At 37.0% G+C, this 14,157-nt stretch carries 10 protein-coding genes, 1 pseudogene and 1 riboswitch; of the genes and pseudogenes, 10 read left to right on the plus strand and 1 reads right to left on the minus strand.

What is annotated here, in order from left to right; all coding sequences use genetic code 11:
- The 10 genes and pseudogenes from AC4GZ8_RS07410 to AC4GZ8_RS07455 all read left to right on the plus strand — a co-directional run bounded on the left by AC4GZ8_RS07410 (position 1) and on the right by AC4GZ8_RS07455 (position 13,082).
- Positions 1–780: an alpha/beta fold hydrolase gene (locus AC4GZ8_RS07410; RefSeq protein ID WP_491081178.1), complete on the plus strand. Its 780-nt coding sequence runs from the start codon at positions 1–3 to the stop codon at positions 778–780.
- Between the two features lie 199 nt (positions 781–979).
- On the plus strand, positions 980–3,742 hold the full coding sequence (ppc, locus tag AC4GZ8_RS07415) for a phosphoenolpyruvate carboxylase (protein ID WP_491081179.1): 2,763 nt from the start codon (positions 980–982) through the stop codon (positions 3,740–3,742).
- 458 nt (positions 3,743–4,200) lie between these two features.
- Positions 4,201–5,571 (plus strand): annotated as a pseudogene (locus tag AC4GZ8_RS07420) (NAD(P)-dependent oxidoreductase).
- An 18-nt stretch (positions 5,572–5,589) separates the two neighbouring features.
- Positions 5,590–6,876, plus strand: a complete 1,287-nt coding sequence (preA, locus tag AC4GZ8_RS07425) for an NAD-dependent dihydropyrimidine dehydrogenase subunit PreA (RefSeq protein WP_491081180.1) — start codon at positions 5,590–5,592, stop codon at positions 6,874–6,876.
- Positions 6,877–6,892: 16 nt separating this feature from the next.
- Entirely contained in the window at positions 6,893–8,311 is a 1,419-nt protein-coding gene (gene hydA, locus AC4GZ8_RS07430) for a dihydropyrimidinase (protein ID WP_491081181.1), read from the plus strand.
- 138 nt (positions 8,312–8,449) lie between these two features.
- Positions 8,450–9,928: an NCS1 family transporter gene (locus tag AC4GZ8_RS07435; RefSeq protein ID WP_491081182.1), complete on the plus strand. Its 1,479-nt coding sequence runs from the start codon at positions 8,450–8,452 to the stop codon at positions 9,926–9,928.
- A gap of 173 nt (positions 9,929–10,101) precedes the next feature.
- Complete coding sequence (locus AC4GZ8_RS07440) at positions 10,102–10,317, plus strand: hypothetical protein (RefSeq protein ID WP_491081183.1); 216 nt, start codon at positions 10,102–10,104, stop codon at positions 10,315–10,317.
- A 150-nt stretch (positions 10,318–10,467) separates the two neighbouring features.
- Positions 10,468–12,078, plus strand: a complete 1,611-nt coding sequence (locus AC4GZ8_RS07445; RefSeq protein WP_491081184.1) for a PucR family transcriptional regulator — start codon at positions 10,468–10,470, stop codon at positions 12,076–12,078.
- A 104-nt stretch (positions 12,079–12,182) separates the two neighbouring features.
- Positions 12,183–12,332, plus strand: coding sequence for a hypothetical protein (locus AC4GZ8_RS07450; protein ID WP_491081185.1), 150 nt, complete (start codon positions 12,183–12,185; stop codon positions 12,330–12,332).
- Between the two features lie 114 nt (positions 12,333–12,446).
- Positions 12,447–13,082, plus strand: a complete 636-nt coding sequence (locus tag AC4GZ8_RS07455) for an FMN-dependent NADH-azoreductase (RefSeq protein WP_491081186.1) — start codon at positions 12,447–12,449, stop codon at positions 13,080–13,082.
- A gap of 43 nt (positions 13,083–13,125) precedes the next feature.
- Here AC4GZ8_RS07455 and AC4GZ8_RS07460 read toward each other — a convergent pair whose 3' ends face one another.
- Entirely contained in the window at positions 13,126–13,506 is a 381-nt protein-coding gene (locus tag AC4GZ8_RS07460; protein ID WP_491081187.1) for a coiled-coil domain-containing protein, read from the minus strand.
- A gap of 517 nt (positions 13,507–14,023) precedes the next feature.
- Positions 14,024–14,137: riboswitch (guanidine-I (ykkC/yxkD leader) on the plus strand.
- Positions 14,138–14,157 lie beyond the last annotated feature (20 nt).

Here is a 14,157-nt window from a genome sequence, read left to right on the forward strand (position 1 = left end):
ATGAAGGAAACGATTATTTTTATCCATGGTTTAACTGGGACAAAGCGCGCATTTAAAAAACAAATGGAGTATTTCCATTCTACCTTTCATACTTACTCATATGATTTGATTGGTCATGGTGAGCATAAAGGCAAAAATCATGAATTTACGTTAGAAAATTTAGTAATGCAGCTAGAGGACTTTTATGAACAGAATGGTATACAGGAAGCTCATCTATGTTCATTAAGCTATGGGTGTTATCCAAGTGCCATTTTTGCTAATAAGTGGGGAAAAAAGGTAAAAAGCTTGTGCTTTATTGGAGGACATTATAATGCTCAATCCCAACTTTTTAATGTGTTTCAGCATTATTGGAAGACTCGAGATGAGGAGTACTCCACATGGCTTCAAAATTATGCGAATGATATCTACCCTAAGGTAAATAGAATGGATCCATATTCAGCAATCTCAAAGAAAATTTATTATAAATATGCATTAGAGTTGGATCAGCATATTATCAAGACGGCTCTTCACCATCGCCTTCAATTTGATTTGCGCACTGTTTTAACACATTTATCAGTTCCTGTTTTATGGGTAATGGGGGAACACGATACATTATATAAATCAGCATTAGTTGAATTGAATCAAGTGATCCCGCATGTCATTTATAAAGAAATTAAGTATGCTGGCCATGCGGCAAATTTGTTTAGACCAACATGCTTTCAGAAGATTTACGAAAACTTTCTAGAAAGCCATCAAAATGAAAATAATGATTTTAGAATTTTAGACCATCAAACCATTTGATATTTAATAAAAATTTACATAAATGACTAATTTTTATGTTTAAATTGTTTAATGATACACGAATTAGATAAAAGAGGTATGATTCATCGTATATTGATATCGATTTCGCGAAATTTAGATGAAATTTTCCCCGAATAATGATATGATAGAATTATCTTAATATTTAATAGAATAATAAAATCTTAGGGAAGGTGACAAAATGACAACAAGAATTGAAGCAAATGACAGCAGTCTTCCATTACGCCGTGATGTAAAATCGCTAGGTCATATTCTAGGTGAAATTATTGTTCATCATGGTGGAACGGAGCTATTAGATAAGGTTGAAAAATTCAGGATGATGGCGAAGTCTCTTCGAAATAATTTTGATAGGCAAGTCTATAACGAACTAAAAGAAGAGATCGTGAACTTAGACCCACCAATGCGAAAGCAAATCATTCGTGCCTTTTCAATTTACTTTCATCTAATTAATGCCGCAGAGTCTAATCACCGCATTCGTCGTCGTCGCGAATATCAGCTCCAAGAAGATCACGTTGTTCAACCCGCATCAATTGAAAGTGCAATTCTTTCATTAAAGGAAAATAAAATTGATGAGGAAACGATTCAAAATGTCTTGAACACGTTATCACTTGAGTTAGTGATTACTGCGCATCCAACGGAAGCAACAAAACGCTCAGTTATTGAGATTCAAAAACGAATCGGCAATATACTGAAGAATCTGGATAATACGATGCTAACGAAGAAAGAGCGTAAAAAATTAGAGGATAGCTTATTAAATGAAGTGACGATTCTTTGGCAAACAGATGAGCTACGTCATCGTAAACCAACAGTTATGGATGAAGTGCGTAATGGGCTATATTATTTTGATCAAACATTTTTTGATGTATTGCCAGATATCCACCAAGATCTTGAGGAAGGCCTTTCTGAGCAATTCCCTGATCATGTATGGAATGTACCCAATTTCCTTCGCTTTGGTTCATGGATTGGCGGCGACAGAGATGGAAACCCAAATGTAACACCAGAGGTTACATGGGAAACATTAGAAAGCCAACGTGAGCTTGTCATTAAGAAATATAAAGATTCCTTAGTTGAAGCAATGAAACGCTTCAGCCACTCTTCTACTCGTGTTGAAATTAGTCAAGAGCTTCTTTTGAATGTAGAGAAAGAAGAGCAACAATACTTACCAGCTGAGAAAAGATGGCCTGTTGAAACAGAAGTTTATCGTCGAAAAATCGCAGTTATTTTAGCAAGACTTGAAGAGGTAGGAAAATCTGATATCGGCTATAATGCTGCAGAAGAACTATTAGAAGATCTATATATGATTCAGCGAAGTGTTGATTCACATCAACCGGCTGGACGTGAGTTAAAAATACTGAAAAAATTCATTCGCCAAGTACAGCTATTTGGTTTCCATTTAGCAACACTTGATATTCGTAACCACAGTGGTGAGCATGAAGCTGCAATTACAGAAATCTTACGTAAAGTAAAAGTAGTGGATGATTATACAGCACTTAGCGAAGAGGAAAAAATTAAGGTATTAGAGGGTGTCTTACAAGATCCTCGTCCAGTTCTTCTTTTAAATGAAGATTATTCAAAAGAAACACAGGAAATGATCAAAGTCTTTACCATGATCAAGAAAGCACATGAAACTTTTGGAAGAAAATCAATCCTTGTGTATCTAGTAAGTATGACACAAGCAGCGAGTGACCTTCTTGAAGTATTAGTTCTGGCGAAGGAAGCAGGCATCTATCGTTTACATGCAGATGGTTCAGTTGAAAGTCATCTGAATGTTGCACCTCTTCTTGAAACAGTTGATGACTTAATTGCAGGTCCAAAAATTATGGAAACATTATTTACAATGGATGTATATCGTAATCATCTAAAAATTCTTGGCGATTCTCAAGAAATCATGCTTGGTTATTCAGATGGCAGTAAAGATGGTGGAACGATTACAGCGAACTGGAAGCTATATAAAGCCCAGCTTGAAATCCATGATATGGCCAAAAGCTATAATATTGGCTTGAAATTCTTCCATGGTCGTGGCGGTTCATTAGGTCGTGGTGGCGGTCCATTAAACCGAAGTATTTTATCACAGCCTGCTGAAACATTGGGTGATGGAGTGAAAATTACGGAGCAAGGGGAAGTATTATCATCACGCTATCTAGTGGAGGATATTGCTTATCGTAGTTTAGAGCAAGCAACATCTACATTGATTGAAGCTTCTGTAAACTTATCCAAAAATTCTGAGCAACAGCATTTACGTGAGCAAGCATGGGAAATTGCAATGGAAGAGATTTCGAATGTTGCTTTGAAAAAGTACCAATCTCTTGTATTCCAAGATCCTGATTTCTTAACATACTTTACAGAAGCAACACCATTAAATGAATTAGCTGAACTAAACATCGGTTCACGTCCTATGAAACGTAAAAATCGCAATCGTTTTGAAGATTTACGTGCGATTCCTTGGGTTTTTGCATGGACTCAAAGCCGTCAACTGTTACCAGCATGGTATGCTGCAGGTACAGGTTTAGAAAGCTTTGCTTCTAAGAGTGAAGAAAACTTGCAGCTATTACAACGTATGTACAATGAATGGACATTCTTCCGTTCCACTATTGATAATCTGCAAATGGCCCTCATGAAGGCTGATATTACAACAGCTAAAGAATATACATCTTTAGTAAGCGATAAAGAAATTGCAGATCGAATCTTTGGTAACATCATGGAGGAGTATGAAAAAACAAAAGAGATTCTTCTTCAAATTACTGGTGATAAAGAATTGTTAGATCATACACCAAATATTAAAGAATCAGTACACCGCAGAAACCCATATGTAGATCCATTGAACTTTTTGCAAGTAGAGCTCATTAAGCAGCTTCGTCAGCAGGAAGAACCTAATGAAGAGCTATTAACAGAAGTACTATTAACAATTAGCGGTATCGCAGCAGGTCTACGTAATACAGGATGATATAGAATGATTATAAGAGACTGCCGAGTCATCGGCAGTCTTTTTTGATGGAAAAATAATGAAAGTCAACCTCAACAAGATCAAAGAGAGAAAAGTATTTCATTGTACGAAACCTGCCAAATCAAAGAAAAATCCTTCATTATCAAAACCCTCATTATATTACGTTTGAAAAATCAAAGACAATCTTAAGTGAATAGTTCTGCCATTTCCTACTTTAAGTATAAGTTTTCCATACAATAAAAAACATTAAGTTGTTATAAAATCTCCCATATAAAATGCATATATATCGGTGATTTGGGAGGGATTTACTGAAAATCTAACAAAATGCCAAAGAATGTGACTGGACAATTTGACGTTATGTAAGATGTCAGAAAATTTCAGAAGAAGTACAATCATTTTATAGTTTTCGGGAAACAGTATTTTTTAATCATTGCTTTGTTACCAAAGGGGGACGAGATGTGAATCGGGAAACTAAGCGAATTTCGTTAACTGACCTAAAACGGAATTTTGAAGAAGTAGAGAGTGGACTTACGAAAAGGGAAGCTATTGAAGAGGCAAACCGATGCTTATATTGTTATGATGCACCATGTATTACAGCGTGTCCAACAGGGATTGATATTCCCTCTTTTATTAAAAAAATTTCAACCGGAAATTTAAAGGGATCAGCTAAAACGATAATGTCTGCTAATCCTGTTGGTGCAAGCTGTTCACGAGTTTGTCCAACAGAGGAGCTCTGTGAAGGAGCTTGTGTTCTCAATCATTCAACAAAACCAATTATGATTGGAAATTTACAAAGATATGCAACAGACTGGGCGATTCATAATGAACAACTACTCTTTCAAGCCGGTAAGAATAATGGGAAATCGATAGCTGTTGTTGGGAGTGGTCCAGCAGGACTTTCTGCAGCTAGAGAACTGGCACTCCTTGGTTACAAGGTTACGATTTTTGAAGCTGAGGAAAAGGCTGGAGGGTTAAATACATACGGTATTGTCTCATTCCGCCTACCTCAAGAGATTAGCTTTTGGGAAATTGACCAAGTGAAAAAGTTAAATGTAGCAATTAAGACAAATACCAGAGTAGGATTAGATATTTCAGAAGGGAACCTACTTCAAAATTATGACTTTATTATTTTAGCAGTTGGAATGTCGAAGGTTCCTAGGTTACATATTGAAGGTGAGGAGTCAATTGGAGTGTATGATGCCATTGAGTTTGTCAAAGAAACAAAGTCTTCTACAATCCCTGCTGATTTTATCGGCAAAAAAATAGCTGTTATTGGAGCAGGAAACACTGCAATAGACGCAGCAACATGTTCTGTTCGACTTGGTGCAGACAATGTGAAAATCATCTATCGTCGAACACATGAAGAGATGACAGCTTATGACTTTGAATTTGAGTTTGCCAAGCAAGACGGAGTCGAATTTAGATGGTTAACTTCACCTAAAAGAATACTAGCTGATGAAGAAGGTAAAGTAGTTGGCTTAGAGTGTATAAAAATGGTTCTTTCTGATAGCAGTGAGGACGGACGGCATCGCTCTGTTCCGATTGAAGGTTCTGAGTATGTAATCGAAGTAGATGCAGTGATCCGGGCAATTGGCCAGTCAAGACATATTGATTTATTAGAGAAACTCGAAGTCGCCCATGAAGATGGAGTTGTAAAACTATCGAATGATTCACTGCAAACTTAAAATGAAAAAGTCTTTGTCTGTGGTGACGTGATTTTTGGATCAGGCCAAGGAGAAGCTATGGTCGTATCAGCAGCTCAGCAAGGGAAACTAGCCGCCTATGAAATACATCAAAAGGTAGGAAGTCAAGTAGTGGAAACAGCTTAATCAAAAGGAGGTAATGGAATGGCTGACTTACGAATCAATCTAGCTGGAATCAAATCGCCAAATCCCTTTTGGTTAGCATCTGCTCCTCCGACAAACTCAGGCTATCAAGTGCAGCGAGCTTTTGATGCGGGATGGGGCGGGGCTGTTTGGAAAACACTAGGTGATCCCATTATTAATACATCTTCACGCTTTGCTGCTATTAGCTTTAATGGACAACGAGTGGCCGGATTTAACAATATCGAGCTCATTACAGATCGGCCGCTTGAAGTGAATTTGAAGGAAATCTATGAAACAAAAAAGAAATTTCCAAATCATGCAATTATTGCTTCGTTAATGGTCGAGCCAAAACAAGAGAAATGGCATGAAATTGTCAAGCGCGTTGAAGATGTTGGAGTTGATGGATTAGAGCTCAATTTTGGATGTCCGCATGGAATGGCCGAAAGAGGGATGGGGGCTGCTTCAGGTCAAGTACCAGAATTAGTAGAAAAACAAACCTATTGGGCAAAAGAAATAGCGAAAACCCCTGTTATCGTTAAGCTTACTCCTAATATAACAGATATAACTGTTACAGCCGAAGCAGCTGTCAATGGTGGAGCAGACGCGATCAGTATGATTAATACAATTAATAGTTTAGCAGGTGTAGATATTCACACATGGAACACAATCCCGCATGTTGCAGGAAAGGGAGCACATGGTGGCTACTGTGGGCCAGCAGTTAAACCAATTGCATTAAATATGGTCGCAGAATGTGCTAGAAACTCCTTCATTAATGTCCCGATTTCTGGAATAGGAGGTATTTCAAACTGGCAGGATACAGTTGAATTTTTTCTTATGGGAGCAACAGGTGTTCAAATTTGTACAGCTGCTATGCATCATGGCTTCCGTATCGTAGAAGATATGATGGATGGTCTATCAAACTACTTAGATGAAAAAGGAATAGATTCAGTGATGGATCTAGTAGGAAAATCAGTTCCTAAATATTCAGATTGGGGAAATTTAGATCTAAATTACAAGGTTGTTGCCCGAATCAATAACGATGTTTGCATTAACTGTAATAAGTGTCATATTGCTTGTGAAGATACTTCTCATCAATGTATTGATCTTCTAAAAGATCCTATCGGGAAGACTTCATTGAAGGTAAGAGAAGAGGATTGTGTTGGCTGTAATCTATGCTCAATCGTCTGTCCAGTAGACGGAGCAATCGATATGATTGAATTGAAATCCGAGCTTCCACCGATGACGTGGAATGAAAGACAAACAGCACTTGCCTCAATCGAAAGCGACAAAGTTGATCTAGTAAAATGAAATCGGGGTGGAAAAGGTGAAAAAATTAATCACAAACGGAACGATAGTAACAGCAACAGATACGTATCGGGCGGATATTCTCATTGAAAATGAAAAAATCACAGCCATTGGTCAAAAACTTGATATCAAAGTTGATGAAATCATTGATGCAAATGGGGCCTACATTTTTCCTGGTGGTATTGACCCTCATACACATCTAGATATGCCATTTGGCGGAACGGTCACAAAGGATGATTTTGAAACAGGTACAATTGGAGCAGCGTTTGGTGGAACGACAACCGTTATTGATTTTTGCTTAACGAATAAGGGGGAGCCATTAAAAAATGCGATTAAAACATGGCATGACAAGTCAGAGGATAAAGCAGTCATCGATTATGGCTTCCATTTAATGATTGGGGAAATCAACGATAAAGTATTACAAGAGCTTCCGAGTGTCATTGAGGACGAAGGTATTACTTCATTTAAGGTATTTATGGCTTATAAAAATGTCTTTCAAGCAGATGATGGAACGTTATTTCGAACATTAGAAGCAGCTAAAGAGCTAGGCGCATTGGTCATGGTCCATGCTGAAAATGGGGATGTGATTGATTATCTCACAACAAAAGCACTTGCAGAAGGAAAGACAGATCCAATATATCACGCATTAACAAGGCCTCCGGAAATTGAAGGAGAGGCAACCGGCAGAGCGGCAAAATTTACAGAGCTAACAAACTCTCAAATATATGTTGTTCATGTTTCATGTCAGGATGCAGTTGAAAAAATTGCTGAAGCGAGAAGCAAGGGGATAGATGTATGGGGTGAAACCTGCCCACAATACTTAGTTCTGGATCAAACGTATTTAGAAAAGCCGAACTTTGAAGGTGCTAAGTATGTTTGGTCACCGCCATTGAGAGAAAAGTACCATCAAGAGGTACTTTGGAATGCGTTAAAAAGTGGTGACCTTCAAACATTAGGCTCTGATCAATGTTCATTTGATTTTAATGGACAAAAATCGTTAGGAAAGGGTGATTTTACTAAGATTCCAAATGGAGGACCAATCATTGAGGATCGCATGAGTATTTTATTTTCCGAAGGGGTGAAAAAGAATCGAATAACACTAAACCAATTTGTTGACATAACATCAACAAGGGCGGCAAAGCTATTTGGGTTGTTCCCGAAAAAAGGAACAATTGCTGTAGGGGCCGATGCGGATCTTGTTATTTTTGATCCTAATGCAAAACGAACGATTTCAGCCAAAACTCATCACATGGCGGTAGATTACAACGCTTTTGAAGGGGTGAAGGTGATGGGGGAACCAATCTCTGTTTTGTCACGAGGTCAATTTGTGGTTCGTGACAAAACATTTGTAGGGAAAGCAGGGAATGGACGTTTTATAAAACGTGCTAAATATGGACATCAACTTAATGTTCAACAAGAAGTAAAAGTAACGTCTTAAATTCTTACACATCGCTAGCCAGCAGAGGCAATCTCATATCTACAAGATTGCCTTTATTCTACCATCGAATCTTACACTTCACGAAATCATCATTTCCTTTTCATAAAACAATGAAATCAATAACAGGGGGTATGTTGCATGGCGAACAATTATTTGAAATCTCCAGATCTTTTGCCAATTTCACATGAAAATAAGAACATTGGCGCTGGTGGCTTTTCGTTTATTTGGGTAGGAATGGCTGTCGTACTTGCTGCCTTTGCAATCGGTGGAGCTGGAGTGCAAAGCTTGTCTTTAGGTTGGGTGGTACTAGCTACGATTGTTGGATCAATTGCTTTAGGTTTTTTAATGACAATGACTGGAGATATCGGGGTGGAGCATGGTTTGTCATTCCCAGTTTACATGAGAGCACCTTTTGGTACAGTCGGAACTCATATTCCCTCAATTGTTCGTGGATTTGTGGCCTCGTGTTGGTTTGGAGTTAATACGTATTTCGGATCAACAGCGATGAATGCCATATTAGCTATAATGGTAGGCTTTGATAATTGGTTTATTTGCTTTCTCATTTTTGCCACTCTTCAAGTAGTGAATACAGCTCTTGGGATAAAGGCTGTTGAACGCTTTGCAGATTTAGCTGCACCAATCATTATGATTATTTCAGGTTGGATGTATTTTACTTTGTCAGACCAAGCATTACAACAAGGTCGTGAGGTTTGGTCTTGGGTTGAGAGCCCTGTAACAGGTGGGGCTGCTGTTACAGCTTTTATGGTCGTGATTATGTCCAATATGGGATTCTGGGGAACATTAACCGCTGATATGCCATCTTTATCAAGGTTTGTAAAAGCTCCTTTAAATGAAAAGAATTGGTATAAACGAAACAAAGCTCAAATTGCTGGTAATCTAATAGCTTATCCGATTGTCCAGACCTTTATGGTTGTCATTGGTGCGGTTTCATATGTTGCTGTATCAAACTACGATCCTGTTGTCGCATTGCAGCAATCTGCGAGTGGACTTATTTTAGGTATTCTTTTATTAATGATTGTTTTTGCCCAATGGTCAACCAATATTACGGCAAACTTAATACCTGCATCCACCATTTTTTCGAATGTTGGCGGACCTAAAGTTCCGTACTGGGCAGGTGTAGTGGTTGCAGGCATACTTGGGATTGTAGTGCAGCCTTGGAGTTTATTTGGAATCATAACGCAAATTCTCTTAATTATTGGGGGGATTCTGTCGGCTATTGTAGGGATTTTAATTGCTGATTATTATTTTATTCGAAAAAGACGTGTAAATGTTCCAGAGCTATATGAATACAAGGGACAATATCATTATCAGAATGGAATAAACTGGGCCGGGTTGATTTCTTGGATTGTTGGAGGAGGTGCCGCGGTGATTTTCACAAATTACTCCTTCCTGGTAGGGCTTGTTGTTGGAGCAATAAGTTATTATGTGCTAGGGAAGTTTTGGTGGTTTGAAAAATATAAGCAGGCTGAATTAATGGAGCCGAATGACGACAAATATTTAGGAATTTCAGTTGGTCGAAATTGGAGCATTGAAACTGAAATCAGCTCTGAACAAGAAGTTGTGATTCCAGTAGATCCGGCAACAGAGAAAATGTAAAGTAAAACTTCCATTAGTGGGGATTTTCTTTAATCCCACTGATGGTTAGTTGAACCATCGGACCTTTGCGGGCAGTTATCCCCCCACCTACCTTGTTTGGATACTAAAGAAGCTTGAGCTAGGGAACTTACTGCCAGTTAAGAGCGGGATAAATAAGCGATAGGGGTGATAATATGTCGGAATATAAGGAATTCTTGCTTGAAAAAGAAAAGATTGATAGTATGCATGACCAGGGTTTTACGATTGCTCGTGTAATAGAAAATTTAAGTGGTGCGTTTGTTCATTTTCAAAGAATTAATGATAAAGGTGAAAAGGAAATTAGAGAAGTGCATATAAAAATGGCGGAGGCAAGAAAGTATTTCTCCACTCGTTTGATGATGAAAAAGTGATAGTTTAGATAATAAAGAACAGGTCAGTATGGTTCTGTTCTTTTTTTAGTACAAAATGATTTGCGTGTCATCTTATGTAACAACTTCATGGTTGTGCCAGATCGTTTTTATTTATAATTGACATAATTAGAAGAGAAAAGGTGGTTGCCGATGAAATCATACATCACTGTAGATGAAATTCTGAAGCGTAAGCATTTTGAACATACAGAGGTTGTAGCAGGTGCCAATGGATTAAATCGTCATTTAAAATGGGTACATGTTGTTGAGGCTGTCCAAAGTAGTCACCTTTTAAAAGGAAATGAGTTGGTTTTAACAACTGGTTTAGGCTGGAAGGAAGAACCAGCTGATTTGTATCTTTTTGTGGAACGATTAATCGCTTATCGTGCAGCAGGATTATGTATTGAAATGAATACATACATTAAGGAAATTCCTCACCAAGTCATAGACTTAGCAAATCTCCATCGATTTCCGATTATATTATTTCACCAGGAAGTATTATTCGTAGAAATTACAGAAGATATCCATTCCCTCATCATTAACAAACAATACCAACTCCTCTCAGATTTAGAAAAATATTCTCAAAAACTAAATGAAATGATGTTAGAAGCGGAACATCACGATCAATTTTTAACATTACTGCAAAGCTATTTAGATGTGCAGATTGTGACTTTATTTAAAAATGGAAATGTTGAATGCATTCCAAATATAAGTAAAGGGAAAAAAACAAAAATCCTCAATACCCTTAAGCTTTCCGTTGGAAAAACAATGAAAAAACCAGTACAAATTCTTGGTGATTCGTATGCTGAAGTATTGATCATATCTAATGACAGGGAACTTAATGACTTTGATTCGCTTATCTTAGATCGAACAACGACCATTCTTGGGCAGTTTTGGCTGCGAGATCTATATGTTAGTGAAAAGAAATTAGATAAAGAAAGCGAATGGTTAACAGAATGGATTCATGGTGAAATTCAAAAAGATGTACTTATGGAACAATTAACATCAAATGGAATTTCGGCTTCCTTTACAGGAGGGATTGTGTGGCTTTGTAGGGGAAATAAGCGGGGGAGAAGCTTTCCTTCTAAAGAATTAACTTATTTTAAATTAATCACAAGAACGACTTTTGAGCAGTTTGGTTTTTATGTATTCTTTATAGAAGCAAACGATCATCTTGTAGCCATTACATTAGATAAGCGTAACTCTGATAATTGGAAGCAGAGGTTAACAAAAGCTTTTCATAGAATGAAGATACATGATTCTCAAAGTAGAAAAAGCTTTTCTGAACTTATAATTGGAGCAGGTCAATATGTTAAGAAGCTGACAGATATTCATAGAAGTTATCTTACTGCAAAAGAAACTTTCGATCTTCAGGATTATATCGACGATAAGAATAAAAGTTATTTTTATCAGGATCTTCATATGTTTCGAATGCTCACTCTTTTGAAAAAGGAGGCTAATTTAGAGGAAACTGTTAATGAATATTTAGAACCAGTCATTGAATATGATAAAAAATATAATGGGGAGCTTTTAATAACATTAAAAACATATTTAGAATGCAATGGATCAAAACAAGAAACATCGAAGCGATTATTTATTGTTAGACAAACCCTATACCATAGGATAGAAAAGCTGGAGGCCATATTAGGTAGGGATTTTATGAATGCAAAGAAACGACTAGAGCTTGAGTTTATGCTACTTGCTTATGAGTTTTTATCGAATAATAAGCATCAGCTATACTATCTGTCCCCAGCAAGGAATTGATAATTGAAAATTCTGAAAAATATGTAGTATTTTTCATAAATAATATGTAAGATAAATGTAAACACTATCATTGGTGAAAAAATAAAATAGTTGGGGGCATAGCCATGAATCAAAAGCCAATTCATTACGATGGAAGCAGCACATCAGAATTTATTTCAACAAATGAAACGACTGACAATCAAGCTATTGAAATCACCGATGAAATGAGAAAAAATATCGCGGGAAATCCATATGTTATAAATATAAATGAATAAATTGTGTGAGGATTTGCTTCGTTGAGTAAGTCCTTTTTTATTAATTAATTTTGCGTTTATTTTCGCTGTTTTGTATCAAACTAAAATGACTAATTAAAGAAAGGTAAGATGAAAATGGCGAAATTATTGTATATTACTGCACATCCGCATGATGATCAGGTTTCTTTTAGTATGGCAGCAGGAAAAGCATTCATCGATTCATACAAAGAAGCCAACCCAAATGATGAGATTGTTCATATTGATTTATACAAAGAGCATATCCCTCATATTGATGTAGACGTATTTAGCGGCTGGGGGAAATTACAAACGGGTAAAGGCTTTGAAGAGTTATCAGAAGAAGAAAAAACAAAGGTTGGCCGCTTAAATGAGTTGAGTGAACAGTTTATTTCGGGTGACAAATATGTGTTTGTTACTCCATTTTGGAACTTTTCCTTCCCTCCGGTTATGAAAGCTTATATAGATTCGGTTGCAGTTGCCGGAAAAACGTTTAAATACACAGCTGAGGGTCCAATTGGCTTACTAACAGATAAAAAAGCACTTCATATCCAATCAAGAGGTGGGGTTTATTCTGAGGGGCCAGCAGCAGAGTTAGAGATGGGGCATCGCTATTTAAATGTGATCATGAATTTCTTTGGAGTACCTTCATTTGAAGGATTATTTATTGAAGGTCACAACGCAATGCCTGACAAAGCAGAAGATATTAAAGCAAATGGGATTGCACGTGCAAAGGATTTAGCAAAGACATTTTAAAACAAAGGATGAGCGTATGAGCTCATCCTTTGTTTTTTTTTAATTAGAAGCCGCCCTCACCAGGTGAAAATGGTAGGTTAAACTTAGTTTCTACAGCTCGAAGTCTTTGGTTTAAACGATTAAGTCTTCTTGTGTGCTGTTCAACCCGATCATTTACACGAACTACTTGTTCATTTACTCTGGTAAGCTCTCTGTTTAATCGTCTTATTTCTTCATTTTGTCTTTTTATTTCATCATTTAGTCTAGTCAGTTCTTTTGATTGTCGTTCATTTTGACGCTCCAATGCATTGACTCTTCTTTCGAGATTTGGTTGGCGATTTTCCCAAGATGGTCCCTGTTGCTCCATAATGGGATAAGATGAATGCTGGCTATAGTAGTACTGAGGAAAATGATCAACTTGATAACCATAAGGATATTGATACATGAAGGAAAACTCTCCTTTATTTTTATTAGCATGATCCAAAGATGAAAATGGAAATTCTTGTTTTGGGATGCTGTTTTTAATCCCTATAAGAATATGTAGGTAACTGCGGAGTGCCACAGCAAATGCCTATTTTTCTAAAAAGAAGTGTTAAATATTTCCACGATTGGGACGGTTTCTTCCATTAGGACAAATAAAAACCTTTTCCATTTTTTTAATTTTGAAAACATTTGGAGGTAATCGAGCTGCTTATGCATTAGCATGAAAAGGATATTGAAATAGAGAGGCAGAGATTATCATTGATACGCTCGTTCATGAAGTGACGAATTATATAGTAGAGATAGGAGTTAGTCTATCATGCTTTTTCCATTTAATGATACAAACAAAAAGGGATCTTTATTAAAAACTATGTAAGAATTTGTGACATAACAATTGCGAGCGTCCTTTTTCACCTCTATACTACATCTTAACAAAGTCATTCATTAGAAAATTTCATAAAGGTTCATTATTATATATGAACGAAAAAGCTGCCTAGGGTTCCGTTGGTCAATTAAATGTCAAGTCTGGTCCGAGAGGGAGCGTATGGAAAACATCTTGTTTTCTGTATACACGGAAGGACAAAAGCCTGGGAGACGACCTCTCCCAGGCTTTTAT

Source organism: Metabacillus sp. RB-C-LZQ-3-1 (genome assembly GCF_058315175.1).

Coding starts and splice junctions, on each gene's coding strand:
- AC4GZ8_RS07410 (WP_491081178.1), top strand. CDS start 1: ATGAAGGAAACGATTATTTTTATCCATGGTTTAACTGGGACAAAGCGC.
- ppc (WP_491081179.1), top strand. CDS start 980: ATGACAACAAGAATTGAAGCAAATGACAGCAGTCTTCCATTACGCCGT.
- preA (WP_491081180.1), top strand. CDS start 5,590: ATGGCTGACTTACGAATCAATCTAGCTGGAATCAAATCGCCAAATCCC.
- AC4GZ8_RS07435 (WP_491081182.1), top strand. CDS start 8,450: ATGGCGAACAATTATTTGAAATCTCCAGATCTTTTGCCAATTTCACAT.
- AC4GZ8_RS07440 (WP_491081183.1), top strand. CDS start 10,102: ATGTCGGAATATAAGGAATTCTTGCTTGAAAAAGAAAAGATTGATAGT.
- AC4GZ8_RS07445 (WP_491081184.1), top strand. CDS start 10,468: ATGAAATCATACATCACTGTAGATGAAATTCTGAAGCGTAAGCATTTT.
- AC4GZ8_RS07450 (WP_491081185.1), top strand. CDS start 12,183: ATGAATCAAAAGCCAATTCATTACGATGGAAGCAGCACATCAGAATTT.
- AC4GZ8_RS07455 (WP_491081186.1), top strand. CDS start 12,447: ATGGCGAAATTATTGTATATTACTGCACATCCGCATGATGATCAGGTT.
- AC4GZ8_RS07460 (WP_491081187.1), bottom strand. CDS start 13,506: ATGTATCAATATCCTTATGGTTATCAAGTTGATCATTTTCCTCAGTAC.